At 60.7% G+C, this 18118-nt stretch carries 21 protein-coding genes; 1 reads left to right on the top strand and 20 read right to left on the bottom strand.

Annotated features, from left to right (window positions below):
* Positions 1–55 precede the first annotated feature (55 nt).
* From PMI21_RS06610 to PMI21_RS06700, 20 genes are all read right to left on the bottom strand, one after another.
* Positions 56–592 carry a lysis system i-spanin subunit Rz gene (locus PMI21_RS06610; protein ID WP_007940557.1) on the bottom strand — a complete coding sequence of 179 codons (537 nt, stop codon included), beginning with the start codon at positions 590–592 and terminating at the stop codon, positions 56–58.
* Complete coding sequence (locus tag PMI21_RS06615; RefSeq protein WP_007940555.1) at positions 574–1197, bottom strand: glycoside hydrolase family 19 protein; 624 nt, start codon at positions 1195–1197, stop codon at positions 574–576. Before PMI21_RS06615 ends, PMI21_RS06610 begins: the two co-directional genes overlap by 19 nt.
* Positions 1198–1255: 58 nt before the next feature.
* Positions 1256–1783, bottom strand: coding sequence for a tail fiber assembly protein (locus tag PMI21_RS06620; RefSeq protein WP_007940554.1), 528 nt, complete (start codon positions 1781–1783; stop codon positions 1256–1258).
* An 8-nt stretch (positions 1784–1791) separates the two neighbouring features.
* A complete protein-coding gene (locus PMI21_RS06625; protein WP_007940553.1) occupies positions 1792–3144 on the bottom strand; it encodes a hypothetical protein in 1353 nt (450 codons plus the stop codon).
* An 11-nt stretch (positions 3145–3155) separates the two neighbouring features.
* Positions 3156–3755 (bottom strand): YmfQ family protein, encoded by a 600-nt coding sequence (locus tag PMI21_RS06630; protein WP_007940552.1) that lies wholly within the window; start codon positions 3753–3755, stop codon positions 3156–3158.
* Positions 3743–4786, bottom strand: coding sequence for a baseplate J/gp47 family protein (locus PMI21_RS06635; RefSeq protein ID WP_007940551.1), 1044 nt, complete (start codon positions 4784–4786; stop codon positions 3743–3745). Before PMI21_RS06635 ends, PMI21_RS06630 begins: the two co-directional genes overlap by 13 nt.
* Positions 4776–5174, bottom strand: a complete 399-nt coding sequence (locus tag PMI21_RS06640) for a phage GP46 family protein (RefSeq protein ID WP_003222234.1) — start codon at positions 5172–5174, stop codon at positions 4776–4778. Before PMI21_RS06640 ends, PMI21_RS06635 begins: the two co-directional genes overlap by 11 nt.
* Positions 5174–5683 carry a phage baseplate assembly protein V gene (locus tag PMI21_RS06645; protein ID WP_007940550.1) on the bottom strand — a complete coding sequence of 170 codons (510 nt, stop codon included), beginning with the start codon at positions 5681–5683 and terminating at the stop codon, positions 5174–5176. The genes PMI21_RS06640 and PMI21_RS06645 overlap by 1 nt, the downstream gene beginning before the upstream one ends.
* Positions 5684–5766: 83 nt before the next feature.
* On the bottom strand, positions 5767–6810 hold the full coding sequence (locus tag PMI21_RS06650) for a phage baseplate assembly protein (protein WP_007940549.1): 1044 nt from the start codon (positions 6808–6810) through the stop codon (positions 5767–5769).
* A 3-nt stretch (positions 6811–6813) separates the two neighbouring features.
* On the bottom strand, positions 6814–8052 hold the full coding sequence (locus PMI21_RS06655) for a DNA circularization protein (RefSeq protein ID WP_007940547.1): 1239 nt from the start codon (positions 8050–8052) through the stop codon (positions 6814–6816).
* A complete protein-coding gene (locus tag PMI21_RS06660) occupies positions 8039–9826 on the bottom strand; it encodes a hypothetical protein (protein WP_007940546.1) in 1788 nt (595 codons plus the stop codon). The genes PMI21_RS06655 and PMI21_RS06660 overlap by 14 nt, the downstream gene beginning before the upstream one ends.
* Before the next feature lie 130 nt (positions 9827–9956).
* Positions 9957–10253, bottom strand: a complete 297-nt coding sequence (locus tag PMI21_RS06665; protein WP_007940544.1) for a phage tail assembly protein — start codon at positions 10251–10253, stop codon at positions 9957–9959.
* Positions 10250–10597, bottom strand: a complete 348-nt coding sequence (locus tag PMI21_RS06670; RefSeq protein WP_007907215.1) for a phage tail tube protein — start codon at positions 10595–10597, stop codon at positions 10250–10252. The genes PMI21_RS06665 and PMI21_RS06670 overlap by 4 nt, the downstream gene beginning before the upstream one ends.
* Positions 10598–10664: 67 nt before the next feature.
* Positions 10665–12161, bottom strand: a complete 1497-nt coding sequence (locus PMI21_RS06675) for a phage tail sheath subtilisin-like domain-containing protein (protein ID WP_007940543.1) — start codon at positions 12159–12161, stop codon at positions 10665–10667.
* Positions 12161–12343 (bottom strand): DUF2635 domain-containing protein, encoded by a 183-nt coding sequence (locus PMI21_RS06680; protein WP_007907211.1) that lies wholly within the window; start codon positions 12341–12343, stop codon positions 12161–12163. Before PMI21_RS06680 ends, PMI21_RS06675 begins: the two co-directional genes overlap by 1 nt.
* Positions 12340–12924 (bottom strand): phage tail terminator protein, encoded by a 585-nt coding sequence (locus PMI21_RS06685; RefSeq protein WP_007940542.1) that lies wholly within the window; start codon positions 12922–12924, stop codon positions 12340–12342. Before PMI21_RS06685 ends, PMI21_RS06680 begins: the two co-directional genes overlap by 4 nt.
* Positions 12925–12998: 74 nt before the next feature.
* Complete coding sequence (locus PMI21_RS29135; protein WP_007940541.1) at positions 12999–13196, bottom strand: hypothetical protein; 198 nt, start codon at positions 13194–13196, stop codon at positions 12999–13001.
* Positions 13156–13506, bottom strand: coding sequence for a phage holin family protein (locus PMI21_RS06690; RefSeq protein WP_007940540.1), 351 nt, complete (start codon positions 13504–13506; stop codon positions 13156–13158). The genes PMI21_RS29135 and PMI21_RS06690 overlap by 41 nt, the downstream gene beginning before the upstream one ends.
* A gap of 140 nt (positions 13507–13646) precedes the next feature.
* Positions 13647–14054: a tail fiber assembly protein gene (locus PMI21_RS06695; protein ID WP_007940539.1), complete on the bottom strand. Its 408-nt coding sequence runs from the start codon at positions 14052–14054 to the stop codon at positions 13647–13649.
* A 526-nt stretch (positions 14055–14580) separates the two neighbouring features.
* Positions 14581–15315 carry an XRE family transcriptional regulator gene (locus tag PMI21_RS06700; RefSeq protein WP_007940538.1) on the bottom strand — a complete coding sequence of 245 codons (735 nt, stop codon included), beginning with the start codon at positions 15313–15315 and terminating at the stop codon, positions 14581–14583.
* Positions 15316–15513: 198 nt separating this feature from the next.
* Between PMI21_RS06700 and mutS the strand changes: the two genes are divergently transcribed.
* A complete protein-coding gene (gene mutS / locus PMI21_RS06705; RefSeq protein ID WP_033064162.1) occupies positions 15514–18093 on the top strand; it encodes a DNA mismatch repair protein MutS in 2580 nt (859 codons plus the stop codon).
* Positions 18094–18118 lie beyond the last annotated feature (25 nt).

The following is an 18118-nucleotide window of genomic DNA, read 5'->3' as shown; positions in this document are numbered from 1 at the left end:
AGGCCTACCGTACACGAGCGAATCGCACTTGCAAGGTTCAGGATCGATCAAAATGTTAGCGAGCAAGGGCTCTGACATAGGCCTGACAGGCCTGCAAGGCAATCAGTCCACGGTCGCCGGCATCGGTGATGGCGATAATTCGTTGAGCATGCGCCGGGTCAAGTCGGGCTCGAGGGGCACCATGATCCATGCCGCCGGCGCCGGAGGCGGCTGGCACTGCACAGGTTGAGGCAGCGTCATGGGCATCGAGGAGGACTGACAGGCGCACATCAGCAGTGGCAAGACGATCGCGCAGGCGACCTTGATCACGTTCGGCATCGCTAAGCGCTCGATAATGGGTTTGTTCACTGGTTGAAAGACGCTGTTCAAGCGCCAGACGCTTGTCCTGCTCGGCCTCTTGCTGCGTTGCCGCTGCCAGCGCCAGCCGACTCAACGTCTCGGTGTGCACGCGAGCCTGTTCCGCCAGTTGCCGGCCATAGCGCCAATCCTGGAAGTGCCAGGCCAGCGCCGCCGAGCTTCCGGTCAACACAGCCAGAAACACAACAAGCCCAATTGCCCGGCAGGAAACCGGCATCAGACCGAAGACTGGCATAGCACCGCCCTCGCCCGTGCCCACAACAACAGACGATCTTGCAGGCCGTTAAGCCCACTGTTGATGCGACGAGTGATGCTGTTGAACTGGTCGCGGTCGGCCAGCTCATTCAAACCGTTCAGTTCCCAGAACCAGGCCGCAGACAGCGCGGCGTACTGCGGTTGTATCAGGAGATCTGGATTGCCGATAAGGTCAATACCGAGGTCATCACCGCACTCCTGATAGTTTGCTCGGCCGGTGATCTGGATCAGGCCGCGACCGCGATATGTCCACCCATCACCGCTCGCGGCATTGCCATTACCCATGCGCGAGGCATAGGCAATGTTCGCGATCTTCTCCGGCTGACGCGCGCGCGCAGCAGCCAAATCAGCCGGGAACCGGCTTGGCCACGTCGCCATCAGACCCGGCGCATCGTAGTTCAAGTTCTCAACGACGCGGGTGAGTTGCCCGGACTCATGTCCTATCTGCGCGATGAAGGCCGCGATTCGCCTGGCCGTGATGATCTGAAACCGGACCATGGCTGTATTCAGGACAGGAACAAAAACGCCGGCAACTGGGCCGGCGTTCGGGAGGATCTGCAGCAACTGCTGCTGGGTGATGGGCATACTTTTCTCCGGGAAAAAATAATCCGGCACTTGGCGGGCATCGGAATTGCGCTCTCGGCTATGGAGAGGTCGGCCACGCAATAGTGGTTGGGTAACCTGGTTGCTGCTCAATCTTTTTCAGCGCTAACTGGTAGGCCGCGTAGGCCTTGAAGGTCGCCGTATCCGCTGCATCGAGCAACCCGGCAATGTAGGCGTTAACCATGCCGGCAGTAACTTGATTGGCCGCCGACATTAGCGCATTGCACTGAGCCTGAGCGACCGCAGCGGCATCAAGCAGCCACTCAGTACCGCTCCAGACGTAGTAAGCACCGGGACAAGGGAGCAACGTATATTCGCTTGGGAGCTCGCCAAGCTCGGACCACTCCTCCGCTACACCGGTCGTCACGCTGTACACCGTCCCGCGATGATCGGCGAGTTGAACCGGCATAGAGTTAACGAGCACCCAAACTTTGCCCGGATCAGGCGTCGGCAACAAGTCAGCCAGCTCGACGGCATTGCTCGGCAACTGAAAGCCCAGGCCGGGAACTTCGGGAAGAGAAACCGGGCCAATCAAAACACCCAGTGCATCAAACATGTAAATGGACATAAAACACCTCAGATCAATTTAATTCGGCCCGGGTAGGCAATGTTTATCGGACGAGTCTCGGAACCTCCGGCGTACCCCGAGGCCCCGGCAACCCACTGCGCGTAGTTGTTAGTACCACCACCCATCATTGTCGTGCCAAACGTACCTCCACCGGGCAGGGAGTGGTTGTGAGCTCCGAGTTGGCTGGCCTGCGAGCTACCCGCCGCACGATTCGGGTCAATTGCGGCAGTCTCATCAGCGGAGCGCTGGAATCGACCACGGACATCTGGACAACGGAACGTGGTGGCACCGTCGCCCGAAGTCCATCCACCCTCCATGCCGGCGCGAGCGGCTTCCGTGGTCAGCATTCCTGACTGTTGCGCGTGGTCCCACAACCAGGGGAAAGCGGCCCGCGCGAACAGCGCGCCGTTCATGACGCCGTAACCACCGGGACTCAACGAGGACGTGGTTTCAAGCACCGACCGACCCAGCGGCGTACCGTCATAACGACTTACCGGCCACCAGCTGCCCGCACCATCACTGCGCAAATGCCAGTAATCGCACGCCCCCATCAGGACCAGGAATGAATATCCAGCCGCATTCAGGTGGGTGTGAAATTTGATTTTGTCGGTCCCTGACGCAGTGACAACAAGGGAATTGGTGGTGTTATCCAAGCGACGAACAATGAAGTCAGTCACGCCAAGTGCCGCGTTGGCGGTAGGCAACGTGATCGTCCGGTTAGACGCCGTCGCGTCAATAATGACCAACCCCTTCTGCGCGGCGGTCAGCGTGGTATCCGCACTGATGCTGGTGACACTACCGGTTATCTGGCCCAGTTGGGCCGCGTGCTGGCTTTGCGTTGCTGGAGCGATTTGCTCAGCCGCGCCAGTGCAGAACAGCAGGATGTAAGAGCCGCCGCCGATAGAGGTGTTCCACTGCACCCATGCGTCACCGTTGGCGACCAGCTCGCCACCTCGAAGGGGTGAATGGGCACCCCCAACCATAGCGACAGCCCCCAGGCCGTCGTTGATCGTGCAGGCGCCAGTGTTCGCCGTCTTGACCTTGAAGCGCAGGGGCTGGCCTTCGACGCGGGCGGAGATCGCCGGCGTGAAGTTGCAGACGTAGTAATTGGCCGTGCCGGTGTCGATGGCAAAGCTGCTTGCAGCAGACTGGCCAAGGGTACCGATGGCTTTCAGCAACTGCGTCAGGTCAACCTCACTGGGGGCCATTCCCGCCGCTGCAATCACATTCAACATCTCGCTCGTGATTGCGTTGCCCCATGTCGACGGAATCAAAGATCCCGGCGTCCCGGTGACCGGGCTCTCATCCACAAACTGTCCATTCACTAGCCCAACGCCGGGCACACTCTTTGGATAATCCACTTTTCTATCCTCTAGTCATAATTGATGTAAACCAGCGTATGCGCTGGTGCGCTGCGGTGTATCAAACATTCCAAGGCATTGCCCGGGTTCATGCCAAAGCGCTCGCCCCAGTAGCTGGCGCCGAAACGCCGCCCAAGCAGCAGGCGGCCGCCGGTGTTGAGGGTCCACATGAACTGCGCCTGCAAGGTACCGAAGTGCGCCGCACCGAAACGCGAGCGCCCCATACGCGGCGCCCTGAGTTCGGTGATGGTGGCGTTCGGGTAGCCTTGGGTGCGGGCAATCTCGACGAAATAGCTGATGGTCTGGCTGCCGACCGCGAGCAGTCGCCGGCGTACGGCGAGACGGCGATCGTCGAACAGAGGGGTGGCGCCCAGGCACGGGTCGGGCAGGTTCATCACTCGTTCCCAATCGGGCACCAGTTCGCTGACACCGGCCGGGTCCATTTCGTTGAGCAGGTCGGCGGCGCGGGCGTCGAGGCGGGCCAGTTCCTGTGCAACGCCTTCGAGCACTTCTTCGAGTTCAGGAACTTGTTCAGGGTCCCAGGCTGGGCCGCTGGGCAGCAGGCTGCGCAGTTGGGCGTGGTATTGCGCGGCGGTTCTTATGCCTGCCATACGCAACCTCCAAAGGTCAGCAACTGGTTATTGGCTGCTACTACATCGGCGATCGGCGACAAGAGTTTGTGGTCGTTTTCGCCGGTGGCGCTGCTGATGGCTTCGGCGATGTGGGTCAGCAGCAACGTGTCGCCGAGGCCCGCTTCGCGGTTATGCAGATCACGCAGTTGCGCCTCGACAGTGGCGCGCACGGCGGTGGTGTCCGGGGTCAGGCTCAGTCGGTAAGTCACAGGCACTTGCACGGGTGCCAGCACGTGCAACTCGGCAGTAACCGGGCGCAGCGGTTCGATGTAAGCCTGAACTTCGGCCAGTTGCGCGGCAGTCGGGACGGGTTGCGGGTCGTTATCGCGCATGATGAACAGGCCGACGGTGCCCGGACCAAGGTAGCTGCCGAGACACCACGCGCGAGTCACGCCGGGGCACTCCAGCGCCCAGGTTTCATAGTCTTGCGCCGAGCCGCCATGGGGAATGATGCGGTAGGAACTGATGACCCGGGAGCGCAGGGATTCCAGGCTTTCCCGCGCGATGCCGCCGATCAATCCCGGCGCCAGCACCGTGAAACTGTTGCCGGCAATGCCCTGGATCGGCTGCACCGGAATCAGCGTCATGCCGGCCTCGGCATTGCCCAGGCTACCGGCTTCGAGCGCAGCGATGGTGGTGCTGTTGAGGCCGTTGCTGGTGGTGCGCGCGGCGGTGACTTTGTAGGTGCGACCGTCACTCGATTGCAGCAGGGTGTCGACGTCCAGCACGGCACCGGCGCTGGCAGTAAAGCTGACGCTGCCGCTGGCCGCTTGTGCGGATTTGCGCGGCTGGTTCAGACGCAGTGCGGCGATCCGTTCCAGGGTCGATTCGTCGGCCTTGTCCGGGAGAATCTGCTCGGCGATCCAGTCCAGATAGCCATACAGGCCATAGGCGGCGCCACCGAGGGTGCGGGCCAGCACTTGCGCATCGGACTGGCGCAGCGAATCGCTGGCCAGGTCGCTTTGGGTGCGCTTGATCAGCACCGGCAGCGAAGGGGTTTCAAACGGCATAGATCACCTGCCAACTGTTATCAGGGTTGATGTCCAGACGTTCGCCGTCGGCCAGGGTCAGGACCGTGCGCAGGTTCAGGCGCTGGGCGTCGAGGCGTTCGCTGATGATGTCGATGGCGCTGCAATGGCCGTCGTCGATCAGCCATTGCAGGGCTTCGCGGGCATAAAACTCGGCGTCCATCTGGGTCTGGCGGGTCAGCTTGACCCGGCGCAGCAGCCACAGCCGCGAACCGATGCGGTCGTCGGCCACCGTAGGAAAGCTGTCGCCCCACCAGCCGAAACGCTCTTCGTCGTCGAGGGCATCGTCATCGGCGGCGCGGCGCCAGGTGAACAGGCTGATCAGCACTGCACGGGTCAGTGCGGCGTGGAGGTTTTGGCTGATCAGCATCACTGCCCTCCCGCCGGTACGCCGGTCTGGCCATTGCCCGCTTGCACACCGACGTGAACGTGTTTGATCTGGCTGATGCCACCGGCAATCTGATCGCCGGTGGAGACGATTTTTCCGGTCTGGTTGATCACGGGGCTGTCGATGTTCACCGCGCTGCTGGCGCGGATGTTCAGGGTGGCGGTTTCGATGTCGATGATCCGCCCGCGCTTGAAGTGGATCTTGTCGCCTTCGTCGGTGTAGATCGCCACTTCGCCCGCGGCCAGGGACTGGAGGCGATAGCGGCGATCGGCGACCACCAGCACGATGGCGTGGGAGCGATCACCGCCCAGAAACGTGGCGACACCTTCGGCGCCGGCCAGTGGGTTGCTGGTGAAACCGTAGGGTTCGAAGTGCTCCATGTCGTCGTTCACTTCGCCGGCGGTGAGGCGCATTTGCAGCGATTGAAGCTTGGTGGCCGAGTTGGCGAGCACGACAGTGCCGCGCGCCAGGAGGCGTGTCAGTAGGCTCATGTTGAATTCCTTTGAGGGGCGATGCCAATCCAGTGCGATTGACCTGAATAGCTACCTTGTGACGGCGATCTTTTAAGGGGCTATCAGGTTTTTTTCGGGGGCTCGGGATTGGCGTCGAAGGTATGCGGCGGTGCGACTTGCAGGGTGGTGACCGAACCTTGCGCCGACAGCGAGTACGTCACCTTCGAGATCAGCATGTCGTCATCGAACCCCAGCACCGGGTCCTTGACCCGTACCAGCGTGTTATGACGCCACAGATCGCCGTTGGATTGCCGCCAACCCTGCACCTGATAGGTGGTGGTTTTGGCCTTGCCGACGCGGGTGGCGCTTTCCCAGTTGGCCCGTTGCAAGGCGAGATCGGGATTGATCTGCATGCCTTCGTTGATCACCGTGACCCGTCGACGCTTGTAGCTCAGGTCGGCAGACACCGCTTCAACCTCGCTGACCGCCGCCCCGCTCTTCTTGTCCGTGCCCTTTTGCTGACCGATTACCCGGTATTCGGAGAACACCTGGCTGTAATCCATCGGTGCGTTGGCCGACAGAATATTTTTGCCCAATTCCAGCGCATCGCTGGCCCGGCCACCACTGCCAGGCCGGGCCAGTACCAGCCGGCCTTGGGCGTCATCGGTAGAAAACACCCGGAACAGCGTCAGCAAGCGGTCGATGGATTGAAACACCGTTTCCCCCGGCACGACGGTGTGACTGCCGAGCCGGGCGGTTTCGGGAATTTCGCTGACCACAAAGACCTTGTAGGTGATCGCCAGCGCTTCGACGATGCTCAACAGCGATTGCTCATGCCATTGGTTCGGGCGGTTGGTCGCGGCGCAATCCACCAGGTCCTGGGTACAAGAACTGCCTTCGATGCTCAGGCTGATCTGACGCCCGTCATAACTGATCGGCGCTTTGAACACATACCCGGTGAGCACCAGATCGTTGCCGATCCGCACTTCGCACGGTGCGCCCGGTTGAATCCGTCGCACCTCGGTCTGCCCTGGCCATTGCCAAGTGATGTCGAGTTTGAAGGTGCGGAACTGGCGCTCCAGGTCCGCGGTGATCTGCACGCTTTTCCAGCCGCCATACTCCAGACCGTCAACGGTCAGAGTGACCCTGTTATCCAGTTCACTCATGGCTTACTCCCGAGAGATTTTCAGGTCGTTCGGTGGGAGAAAACTCGGATGAACAATGCCGTTGCGCTGGACTACTTCCTCCACGCGAGTGGCATCGCCCAGTTGCTTATAGGCGACCACCAGCGCTGGAAAACTCTCCTGGAACGACTTGCTGACCAGCCTCACACCCGACGACGCAACGGCCGTCAGATGCGCATTGAGCTTGTGGCGCAGGTCCGTCATTGCCTGATAGTGCGCAGGATCAGCCTTATTCGACGCTTGGTGGATCGCCTCGTCGAGGGCCGCGCGCAGGGCCAGCACATCATCGGCCACCGGTACGGCCTGACGCTGGACCGGTTGCACAGCCTGTTGCTCCACGGACGGCGTGGAACCGAGCTTAACCACCTTGGATGCCACCGGCATCGAGGCGACCCATTGGGCGGCCTGCACCAGCAACGTGTCCTGCACCAGATCGGCCAGCGCTTGGGCAGCGGCAGTGGTGTCCTTGCCGGTGGTTATCTTCGGCGCATCGGCCTTGCGAATGGCTTCGACCTGTTGGGAGACGTTGGCAATCACGCCACGATAGCCTTCACGGGCGAAGTCCTTGAGTTCCTTGATGTCGCCGATCAATCCCTTGAATTCGGCCGCCACTTCCCTGGGCAATTCCTTGACCGCTTTGACCAGCTCGCTGATCTGCTTGTATTGATCGATCAACGGCTGTAGCTGTTGCTGGATGACACCGTAAATGTCCTTGATGCTGTTGCGCAGTTCGGCAATGCCAATCCGCGCAGCCTTTATCAAGGTCATCGCGTCTTCGAAACGCGCCACCGCCGAACCCAGAAAATGGTCAGCCGATGCCAGCAACACTTTCTGCGTGCTGACCGTGGCCGTCGGAAACGGCAGCGGTTCATCGGGGTAAAACTTCAGCGCAAAGGTCACCAGCCCACCGTCCTGGCGGGTCTGGGTCATGTCGCATTCGCCAACCTTGACTTGTAGCCGCCCCAGCCACGGGTGGACCAGTTCGCCACTGCCCTGCTCCAGCGCCTTGAGCAGCTTGTCGCGCTGCTCCAGGCAATCGGGGCCGACGATGAACGCCGTCAGATCGTGGATCTTCGCCTGCTGGCCAAGGCCCTCGAAAAACGGCAGGTCCCGCTGCGGATACTCGTGCAACTGGCCATTTTTACCGACCGGGGTTTTCGCCTGATCGACCCAGAAACCGACACCACGAAAGGACGCCGGCAACAAACGGTCACGCCAGCTCATTGGAGCCTCCTAGGGAAAGTGAGCGGTAGCCGATGCGCGAATTCATCGCCAGCGCCGGTTGATTGGTCTGTGCCTGATCGACACGCAAGCCTTGCGGTGCATTGTCGAAACGCACGGTGAGACCGCCTTCGAGTTGCGTGCGGTTGTTGGCGGCGGTTTGCTGGATCAGGGTGCTGGAGGTTTGTGGCAAATTGCCGGGCAACCCCGATGCAGCTTGCGGAACATCAGCATCTTTACGGAAAAACGAAGGCGTCTGACCTTTTTCGCCGTCAGCACCCGGCTGGCCGGTGATCGTCGCGACCAATCCGCCCACGCCGCCACCGAGCAGGTTTTTGATCGGCCCGATAATGCTCTGGAGTTTTGCCCACAACTCACTGAACCAGCCAAGAATCGGCTCCCAGGCTTGCTTGATCGCTTCCATCGGCGACTCGCCAAACAGCGAACCGAACGTGTCCAGAATCGGTTGTACGTCAGCCGTCAGCGATGTCCACAAACCGGAAAAGTACCCCTTCAAGCCATCCCACGCAGCAGTGACCGACTCAAGCGGCGACTCGCCAAACAAACCGCGAAAACCATCGATAAACGCTGCCGCCGATGCGTGAAGCACATCCCACAGCGCGGAGAACACACCCGCCAGTGGCTGCCACAGGCCTTCGATCAAAGCCGTCGGTGACCAGGAAAATGTCGATTTCAGCGTTTCATAGCCCGCCGCCGTTTTCGCCGTCAAACTGCTCCAAAAATCAGTAACTACGCTGGCCGCTGAACGCCAGACCCCGGTCATCGTCTCTCTCGGCGACCAGTTGAACCGCGCCTTGAGCGCCTCATAGCCGGCCGTTGTTTTCGTCGTCGCACGGTTAAAGAAATCGGTCACAACGCTGCTGGCCGAAGACCAGGCCTCGTCCATCGTCACCCGGAGTTTTGCAAAACGCTCGGTTGTTCCTGTCACGACGTTGTTGGCGCCAGCGAAAAAGTCCGCTTTGAGCCCTGCCCACGCCTCGCGGGTCGAAGCCCCGATCGAATCCCAGGTTTGCGACAGGTTCGTTCCGAGGTCGTCCCAGCCCTGTTTGATCGTCGCTATCCCCGCATCGGTTGCAGCGCTGATGGACTGCCAGAGCCCGGAGAAGAATTCCGAGATCGGTGCCCAGTTATCCGTGATCAAACGGGCGCCGATCACGATGATCGCGACAGCCGCCGCGATGACTGCGGCAATCACGCCGACCGGCGAAGTCAGTATGCCCATTACCGCGACCAGCCCCATCGCGGCGACAGTGACCACGGTGAACGCCACCGCAGCCGCCGCCAATCCCTCCACCAGATAAGAATTGTTCGCCACGAACTGGCCTACTGAGGTCATCACCGGCGTCAGCGCGGTGACGATGCCATTGACCGCCGGAAGCAACGCCTGACCAATCTTCAGCGAGATGTTGTCGAGCGATTTGCTGAATTTGGCAAGGTTGGTCGAGGTTTCACCCTGTACCACCTTGGGTACTTTCAGCCCCTTGAGGGCCCTGGCTTTTTTCGCCAGCGCATCCTGAGCCTCGATGGCTTTTTTAATGCCGTCTTGGAACGGTTTCAGCAGGCCGCCACCGGAGATGAACCCGGAGAGGTCCAGCGGCTTGAGGCCGCTGTCCTCCATGCTTTTCTTGAACGCGGCGACCTTGCCTCGAATCCCCTTTAGCTCGACGTCCAGCTTCTTGACGCCCTGCATTACCACGAGCATGTTCACTGTGGCCTGGATATTCGTCTGGCTCATGTTTATTTGTATGTTCGCCATCACTGCACCTGCTGCATCGCATTGATCCGTTGCGCGTGCTCCAGCGATTCGCGGAGCACATCCAGTGGCCTGGCCATCATCTGTTCGGGGTCAACCTTCCAGAACCAGGCCAGGTCATAGGCGACTGCGATCAGGTCGGTGATGGCCCCGATGCCGCACTCATGAAAAAACTCGCGACCGCCCAACTCAACGTGTTGAGGTCAGCCAGATCCAGCTGGTTGACCGACGACGGCGGGATGCCGGCGCACACGGCGATGTATTTGGCCGCGACGTCCATGTCGAGGCTGACCTCTTCGCTCTTGTCGATCTTGTACGGCAGCGCCTTGATCGCCCGCACTTCCTGCACCGTCGGACGGCGCAGGTTGAGTTCGGTCAAGGGCTCGCCGTGGGCTTCGATCGCAACTTGAAGCTTCACGGCGTTGCTCATTGCCAGGTCCCCTTGATGCCTTCGAATTTCAGTTCGATGGTGGCGTCGTCGCCTTTGGAGACCGGCTCTTCCACCAGATAGGCGCCGGCCAGTACGTAGACTTTGCCGTTGCTGAATTCGCAGGTGACGGTCATGTCGGTGCCTGCGATCAGTTGCTTGAGCGGGAAGTCCGCGGTGTGCAGCGCCGTCACTTTGAACGACGGCGCAATGTCGGTTTCCTTGTAGAAGCCCGGCACGACGGTTTCCCGTTTAACGGCCATCAATGGCGCTTCGCAGCCGCCGTTGATGGTCAGTTGAGCGCCGTCCACTTTGACGTAGCAGGTGCCCGCAATCAGTTGACCCATGGTGTTTCTCCCTTCAAATAAAAAGCCCACACGCGGTGGGCCGAATTCACACAGTCAAAGGCAGCGATCAGGCTGCGTCGTCGTACTGCAGACGGAACTGGTTGAGCAGCGCGAACACGCGCAGGCCGTTGATGTAGTCCGGCGGGAACAGCACGTTGACCCGACTCGGGTCCTGGGGGTCGCGCTCGACGATCAGGTGCTCGGCGAACAGCTCGGCGTTTTCCACATGGCCTTCCAGTTCGAGCTTGGCGTACTGGGCAATCAGCTCACCGCGAATGGTGCTCGGGGTGACGATTGGCTGGCCGGCGCCGAAGCGGGTGCCGTCGGAGGCCAGTTTGTGGCGACCGTATTTGCTGGTGATCACGCTTTGCAGACGACGCACGATGAACGCCGACTGGTGCATGGTTTCGCTGTCCAGGTAGGAGTTGTCTGCCTGGCCGTAGGCGTTCTTCTGATAGGTGGTGATCGAACGCTGAATGCGCACGTAGCCGCCTTCGTAGTACGCAGTGGCGATGCCGTAGTTGAGCAGCGACTGACGCTCGGTCAGGGTGAAACGCTCGCTCGCCGGTGCTGGGTCAAGACCTGGCAGGCTGCCGCTTTGGGTCGGACGACTGGCATCGGCCGAGATGAACACCGAAGTGCGCGCGGCCAATGCGGCGGCCTGCACCCAGAACGGTTGCGGTACGCCCGGCTCTAGCGCCTGAATGGTCATGTGCTGGTCGTTACGCGCTTGCCCTGCCGCCACCAGAGTGCCGACGGTGCCGCGTTTGGCGCTGTAAACGTGACCGAACAATTGCTTGGCCCAGGACCAACGACCGGTGCTGTCATCCATGACCGCTTGCCAGGTGTTGAGCGTCGACAGATCCGACCACGGCATGCAGATGAACTCGAACGGTTCATCGCCCAGCGCCGCCACGGCGGCCACTTGATCCGGCACACCGGCGCCGCCGGTCATGGCGGTGATCGCCGAGGTCAGGCCAGCCGGGGTTTCTTCGCCGTTGCTCTTGCCCAGGCGATTGAATTGCAGGCTGATGTCGTTGCCGCTGTCGCCAGTCCATTTGGCGCTCAGGGTGACCACACCTTCGACCGCCGCCGCAGTGACCGGCAGATCGGCGCTGGCGTTGATTTTCAGTGCCAGGGCGGTGGCCGCCTGCGCCGCGGTGGCGCCGTTGACGATGGCTGCCTGAACGCGAACGCCGCCGACGTACAGGTTGAGCACGCCGCTTTGGGTCGCCGCACCGGTCAGGGTCAGCACGCCTTTGGCAATGCTGCCTTCAGTGTTGTGCAGCGGCAGGCACCAGATCTCGCCGATCGGGTCGGTCTTGCGCCAGGTTTCATACATCGAGGCGAGCATCGAGCCCTGGCCGCCAATGCTTTTGGCCAGCGCCACGCTGGACACCAGCACCAGTTTGCCGACATCGGCCGGGGCGATGTTGTTGTTGACCTGAGCGACGATCAGGCGGCGCATCGCCGACGACGCGCTATTGGCGGCCGAGTTGTCCATTTCGGCATAGAACAGCGGAACACGAATGTCCGCGGGGATGTTGCTGAATCCGATCGCCATTATTTGGCTCCCTGTGGTTTCGCCGCTTTCACGGCTTTGGTAGTGATATCGCCATCGGCCAGACGTCGACGCCACCAGGCGTTGTCCGGCACTTCACGGCCCTCGAGGGGCAACAGATCGCCCGCTTCCGGGTCCGGCACGACACGGCCCGGGGCCGGCAGCACGGTGATGCGTTTGCTCATGGGGTTACGTCTCCAGAGAAAGTCAGTTCCAGGCGTCCATCGGGGCCTGGGCGTTGCAGATTGGGGTCCGCCGGATCGATCGCATCGACCCGCACGGTGACCCCGGTAAAGGACGACAAGCCGTCCAGTTCACGCTCGTGCCAGCTCTGCGCCGGTTGCCCCGGCAGATTGCGACCGAGCTGGAATTCGGTGAAAAAGCGCAGGCGGTAGAGCACGCGGCTGCTGTTGATGGAAACCAGTTCGCCGCCGTCGTAGGCAATAGCGCTGTAGTCGTTGCCAGGTTTGAAACCCACCAGTGCGCGCCATAGTTCGGCGCGCAGGTCGTGCAGTTGATCCAGCGCGGCAGTGGCGTCCGTGGTGTCGAGCACCAGGGTCACTTCGAAGCGGTCGCGGATGGGTTGCAGCATCAGGTTTTGCGCCACGCTTTTGCTCGCCACATCGGCGATGGGAACGACGTAGGCGCAAGGCGTGATGAGCGGGTTGTTGGCTTGCAGGGTGGTGAGATCAATGCCCGCCGCCACACGATTGGCCAGGCTCGGGCATTGCTCACGCAGCTGCGTGAGGATCGGCGTGATCTTCATGAAAGCACTCCAGCGTTTTATGAAAGGTGTCTGTCAGGAACTGTGGGAGCGAGCCTGCTCGCGAAAGCGGTGGGTCAATCAATATGGATGTTGAATGTGCCGTCGATGTTCGACACCTCCCAGGTGCGGACGAATTTCGGGATGCCCGGCGGGTCTTCGAGCAGCGTTGGGTCGAGGTACAGGGTTTGGGTAAATGAAACAGCCCAGGTGGCGTACTCCCGTGTCGCCGATTCACTGTTGATCGGGGTGAGAATCGCGCGGTGGCACTTCACAAACGCCAATCCGCTTGGCGGCCCAGCGCTCGTAAAGTCCGATGGCCACGTCCGCCCCGGCCATCGCCGTCAGGCAGCCAAAGGCACCGGCGGCCCAGATCGACACGCCGGCGGCGTACAGCAGCATGATTGCCGAGACCCCGCAGATCATGCAGGCCCCGGACCGCAGCGCCAGGCGCCGCAGCAGTGACCAGCCACGGGCGCCCTCCTTGTCCGCGCGCCACATTTCGCCAGACACCCCGCCCACCACGGCGAGGAGGATGACTAGCCAGATCGGCATGTCCAGCAACGCTTGTTGCTCGTTTGTCATGTCACGCCTCCTGGGGTGATTGATGAGTGATGTGTGTGTCTTTCAAACAGTGACTCTTGAGGTGCCTGACGGCAGGTAAACATTCCAAAAAGCCCGGTATTGACCGGGCTTTCAGTAATGCGGCTCCGAACGTTCAGTGGTTAAGCAGGCATGACCGGCCAATTGATGGTTCCCGGATACCCAGGCTGCTTTTCGATGTTGCTCACCTCGATGCAGAATTGCCTGTTTGCCAGAAACGCAGCTTGTTCTTCCGGGGTCGCGACACCGGCATCGACTTTGAACTGCAGCGCACTCATAAGCTGTGTATCGAAGGCCGCGTGAAGCAGAGTCGCTTTCTTCTCCTTTGCCCGATTGCGTAGCTCTTCGTCTGTCATCGGGGCATAGGTCCAGCCGCCGTTGAAGAAGGTTGCCACCCAACCGATGGCGACTTCGGTGATGTTGGTTACGTCGGCCCAGATCACCACGAAGGGAGACTGCGAGATCAGCTCCTCATCAGTCTCGACGAGATCAGTCACCAACTTGTTTTCAATGCGTGCATAGCGCTTCATGTATTCATTCCTTTGTGTTGTTTTGGGTGTTCGAATCGGCTTGCTTACCAAGCTGACGACGGCAGGTAGGCATTCCAAAAAGCCCGGCGCCTGCCGGGCTTTTCAGTAATGCGGTCCTTCGCCTTCCTTTAAATCCTGTATCAAAAAAGGAAGCTGACTTTTCGGCGCTACTGGCGCGGTACGAGTCCATTCAAATTGTTTGTCCGACCGCGGTCCCTGCCCGCCGGATAACTGCTTCTGGTGCTTTACGCTGCACACCCGGGTCAGTTGCCAACCCTCTGAACCGTTGAGGCCGGTTCATCGCTGCCTTTGTGGTGGAACTAAAGAGCTTCGTTTCGAGCCGCTTTGTTGAGCGGCTTGAGACAAAGAATATGCATGGATGCATATACAGTCAATGCATAAATGCATTTATTTATGCATTTAAAATGCACAGACGCATGAAAGCCCCACAGACAAAGGCGTTGGCGGTTTTCGGCAGGCGAAAAAAAACCCGTCGGGCGACGGGTTTTATCTGACAGCGGTGAGGTTAACGGGCGTACATGCCCCACCAGAAGACGTGACCAAGGATGACAATTTGCTCCTCCTGGATTTCCTGGAAGCTGTAGTCCTCGTCCGGATGCTCATCCCGATTGAAGCTGCGCAGGCGAATCCCGGTCGGCAGGCGATAAAGCTGTTTCACCCGCAACTGGCCGTTGTGGTTGATGGCGTACAGGTCGCCGTCGATGATGTCGCCGATCCCGCATTTACCGGCATTCACCCCCACCGTGGCGCCGTCGCGCAGTACCGGCAACATGCTGTTGCCACGCACGGTCACGCATTTGGCCTGGTCGAACTGCACACCGTTGTGGCGCAAGCTGCGCTTGCCGAAGCGCAGGCTAGAGCGCTCGCTCTCTTCGATGACGAATCTTCCTGATCCAGCAGCCAATTCAACCTCGCGAAGAAAGGGGACCGACACCTCATCGTCATCGACAGGCGTATCGTCGTCCCACAGGCTTATGTCCTTGAGTTCCGAATGCAATTCATCGCGCCCGGCGCTGGCAGCCGGCGCGACATCCGCGCGGCCCCGCAACTGATCGGTGCTCACAGCAAAGTATTCGGCAATCTTCGAGATATGTTTATCCGAGGGATCGACGATCTTCCCGCTGAGGATGCGCGAGAGAGTGGATTGAGGCACGCCGGTGCGACGGTGAAGCTCCGTGGGGGAGATCCCGTGCTGATCGAGCAGCGCTCTTAAGACGGTAGAAACATTGCGTTTTTGCATAACGCGAATAGTGCTTGATCTTTTTTCGGAAGACAAATGCCAAATTGCATAATTTGTGCATAGACCGCGAATACTTGCCTTGAGGCTTTCATGCCTGCGTCGGGCGGACCGCCCATGGTAACCTTGCGCCTATCGCGGAAAAGCCGGGCTGACGCCCCTCCTTTGCCCCACACCTTTCAACGAATTTGCCTATATCCGATGAATAAAGCCGTCTCCGATCTGTCCTCCCACACGCCAATGATGCAGCAATACTGGCGCCTGAAGAACCAGCACCCCGACCAGCTGATGTTCTATCGCATGGGCGACTTCTACGAGATCTTCTATGAAGATGCGAAGAAGGCCGCCAAGTTGCTGGACATCACCCTGACGGCTCGTGGGCAATCGGCGGGTCAGGCGATTCCGATGTGTGGGATTCCTTACCACGCTGCGGAAGGTTACCTGGCGAAACTGGTGAAGCTCGGTGAATCGGTGGTGATCTGTGAACAGGTCGGCGACCCGGCCACCAGCAAAGGCCCGGTGGATCGTCAGGTGGTGCGCATCATCACGCCCGGCACGGTCAGCGATGAAGCGCTGCTGGATGAGCGTCGGGACAACCTGATCGCTGCGGTGCTGGGGGACGAGCGTCTGTTCGGTCTGGCGGTGCTGGACATCACCAGCGGCAACTTCACGGTGCTGGAGATCAAGGGCTGGGAAAACCTGCTGGCGGAACTGGAGCGGGTCAACCCGGTTGAGCTGATGATCCCGGACGACTGGCCGAAGGACTTGCCAGCGGAGAAACGTCGTGGGGTCCGTCGCCGTGCGCCGTGGGATTTCGAGCGCGACTCGGCGCTGAAAAGTCTTTGCCAGCAGTTTTCCACCCAGGACCTGAAGGGTTTCGGCTGCGAGAACCTGACCCTGGCCATCGGCGCTGCTGGCTGCCTGCTCAGCTACGCCAAGGAAACCCAGCGCACTGCCCTGCCGCACTTGCGCAGCCTGCGTCATGAACGCCTGGACGACACCGTGGTGCTGGACGGCGCGAGCCGTCGTAACCTGGAGCTGGACACCAACCTGGCCGGTGGTCGCGACAATACGTTGCAATCGGTGGTCGACCGCTGCCAGACCGCCATGGGCAGCCGTTTGCTGACCCGCTGGCTGAACCGTCCGCTGCGGGATTTGACCGTACTGCTGGCACGCCAGACGTCGATCACCTGCCTGCTGGACCGTTATCGTTTCGAGAAACTGCAACCGCAGCTCAAGGAAATCGGCGACATCGAGCGGATTCTGGCACGGATCGGCCTGCGCAATGCCCGTCCTCGTGACCTGGCGCGCCTGCGCGATGCCCTAGGCGCACTGCCAGAGTTGCAGATGGCGATGGCCGAGCTTGAAGCTCCGCACATCATTCAACTGGCAACGACCACCAGCACCTATCCGGAACTGGCGGCGCTGCTGGAAAAAGCCATTATCGACAACCCGCCAGCGGTTATCCGTGACGGCGGCGTGTTGAAAACCGGTTACGACAGCGAACTCGACGAGCTGCAATCGCTCAGCGAAAACGCCGGGCAGTTCCTGATCGATCTGGAAGCCCGGGAAAAGGCCCGCACCGGCCTGGCCAACCTCAAGGTCGGTTACAACCGCATTCACGGCTACTTCATTGAGTTGCCGAGCAAGCAGGCCGAGTCGGCACCGGCGGACTATATCCGTCGCCAGACCCTCAAGGGCGCCGAGCGCTTCATCACTCCGGAACTGAAAGCGTTCGAAGACAAGGCGCTGTCGGCCAAGAGCCGCGCCCTGGCGCGCGAGAAGATGCTCTACGAAGCACTGCTCGAAGACCTGATCGCCCAATTGCCGCCCTTACAGGACACCGCTGCCGCACTGGCCGAGCTGGACGTGCTGAGCAACCTCGCCGAGCGCGCGCTGAACCTGGACCTGAACTGCCCGCGCTTCGTCAGCGAGCCATGCATGCGCATCAGCCAGGGTCGTCACCCGGTGGTCGAGCAAGTGCTCACCACGCCGTTCGTGGCCAACGACCTGAGCCTCGATGACAGCACCCGCATGCTGGTGATCACCGGTCCGAACATGGGCGGTAAATCCACCTACATGCGCCAGACCGCGTTGATCGTGCTGCTGGCGCACATTGGCAGCTTCGTGCCGGCGGCCAGTTGCGAATTGTCCCTGGTCGACCGGATCTTTACCCGGATCGGTTCCAGCGATGACTTGGCGGGCGGGCGTTCGACCTTCATGGTCGAAATGAGCGAAACCGCGAACATCCTGCACAACGCCACCGAGCGCAGCCTGGTGCTGATGGACGAAGTCGGTCGCGGCACCAGCACCTTCGATGGTCTGTCCCTGGCGTGGGCCGCGGCCGAGCGTCTGGCGCAGCTGCGGGCCTATACGCTGTTCGCCACCCACTATTTTGAGCTGACGGTGCTGCCGGAAGCCCAGCCGCTGGTAGCCAACGTGCACCTCAATGCCACCGAGCACAACGAACGCATCGTGTTCCTGCACCACGTGCTGCCTGGGCCTGCCAGCCAGAGCTATGGCCTGGCGGTTGCACAGTTGGCCGGGGTGCCGAGCGAAGTGATCGTGCGCGCCCGTGAACACTTGAGCCGACTGGAATCCACAGCGCTGCCCCATGAAGTGCCGACGCCGGCCAAAGGCAAATCCGTTGCGCCACAGCAGAGCGACATGTTCGCCAGCCTGCCGCACCCGGTGCTGGATGAACTGGCCAAACTTGATCTGGATGACCTGACACCGCGCAGGGCTTTGGAAATGCTCTATACATTAAAGACACGGATCTAACGCACTTGCCTGCAAGCTGTTAGAA

This window comes from Pseudomonas sp. GM18, assembly GCF_000282195.1.
Taxonomy (GTDB): Bacteria; Pseudomonadota; Gammaproteobacteria; order Pseudomonadales; family Pseudomonadaceae; genus Aquipseudomonas.
The sequence above is the reverse complement of the archived record's forward strand: the minus strand, read 5'-3'. Positions and strand labels throughout refer to the sequence as shown.

What these genes read in the sequence shown, in the direction of transcription:
- PMI21_RS06695 (WP_007940539.1), bottom strand. Translation starts at nt 14,054, where the DNA reads ATGAAGCGCTATGCACGCATTGAAAACAAGTTGGTGACTGATCTCGTC.
- PMI21_RS06700 (WP_007940538.1), bottom strand. Translation starts at nt 15,315, where the DNA reads ATGCAAAAACGCAATGTTTCTACCGTCTTAAGAGCGCTGCTCGATCAG.
- PMI21_RS06630 (WP_007940552.1), bottom strand. Translation starts at nt 3,755, where the DNA reads ATGGCAGGCATAAGAACCGCCGCGCAATACCACGCCCAACTGCGCAGC.
- PMI21_RS06690 (WP_007940540.1), bottom strand. Translation starts at nt 13,506, where the DNA reads ATGACAAACGAGCAACAAGCGTTGCTGGACATGCCGATCTGGCTAGTC.
- PMI21_RS06620 (WP_007940554.1), bottom strand. Translation starts at nt 1,783, where the DNA reads ATGTCCATTTACATGTTTGATGCACTGGGTGTTTTGATTGGCCCGGTT.
- PMI21_RS06610 (WP_007940557.1), bottom strand. Translation starts at nt 592, where the DNA reads ATGCCAGTCTTCGGTCTGATGCCGGTTTCCTGCCGGGCAATTGGGCTT.
- PMI21_RS06615 (WP_007940555.1), bottom strand. Translation starts at nt 1,197, where the DNA reads ATGCCCATCACCCAGCAGCAGTTGCTGCAGATCCTCCCGAACGCCGGC.
- PMI21_RS06675 (WP_007940543.1), bottom strand. Translation starts at nt 12,161, where the DNA reads ATGGCGATCGGATTCAGCAACATCCCCGCGGACATTCGTGTTCCGCTG.
- PMI21_RS06680 (WP_007907211.1), bottom strand. Translation starts at nt 12,343, where the DNA reads ATGAGCAAACGCATCACCGTGCTGCCGGCCCCGGGCCGTGTCGTGCCG.
- PMI21_RS06665 (WP_007940544.1), bottom strand. Translation starts at nt 10,253, where the DNA reads ATGAGCAACGCCGTGAAGCTTCAAGTTGCGATCGAAGCCCACGGCGAG.
- mutS (WP_033064162.1), top strand. Translation starts at nt 15,514, where the DNA reads ATGAATAAAGCCGTCTCCGATCTGTCCTCCCACACGCCAATGATGCAG.
- PMI21_RS06685 (WP_007940542.1), bottom strand. Translation starts at nt 12,924, where the DNA reads ATGAAGATCACGCCGATCCTCACGCAGCTGCGTGAGCAATGCCCGAGC.
- PMI21_RS06635 (WP_007940551.1), bottom strand. Translation starts at nt 4,786, where the DNA reads ATGCCGTTTGAAACCCCTTCGCTGCCGGTGCTGATCAAGCGCACCCAA.
- PMI21_RS06670 (WP_007907215.1), bottom strand. Translation starts at nt 10,597, where the DNA reads ATGGGTCAACTGATTGCGGGCACCTGCTACGTCAAAGTGGACGGCGCT.
- PMI21_RS06645 (WP_007940550.1), bottom strand. Translation starts at nt 5,683, where the DNA reads ATGAGCCTACTGACACGCCTCCTGGCGCGCGGCACTGTCGTGCTCGCC.
- PMI21_RS06660 (WP_007940546.1), bottom strand. Translation starts at nt 9,826, where the DNA reads ATGGCGAACATACAAATAAACATGAGCCAGACGAATATCCAGGCCACA.
- PMI21_RS06640 (WP_003222234.1), bottom strand. Translation starts at nt 5,174, where the DNA reads ATGCTGATCAGCCAAAACCTCCACGCCGCACTGACCCGTGCAGTGCTG.
- PMI21_RS06650 (WP_007940549.1), bottom strand. Translation starts at nt 6,810, where the DNA reads ATGAGTGAACTGGATAACAGGGTCACTCTGACCGTTGACGGTCTGGAG.
- PMI21_RS06655 (WP_007940547.1), bottom strand. Translation starts at nt 8,052, where the DNA reads ATGAGCTGGCGTGACCGTTTGTTGCCGGCGTCCTTTCGTGGTGTCGGT.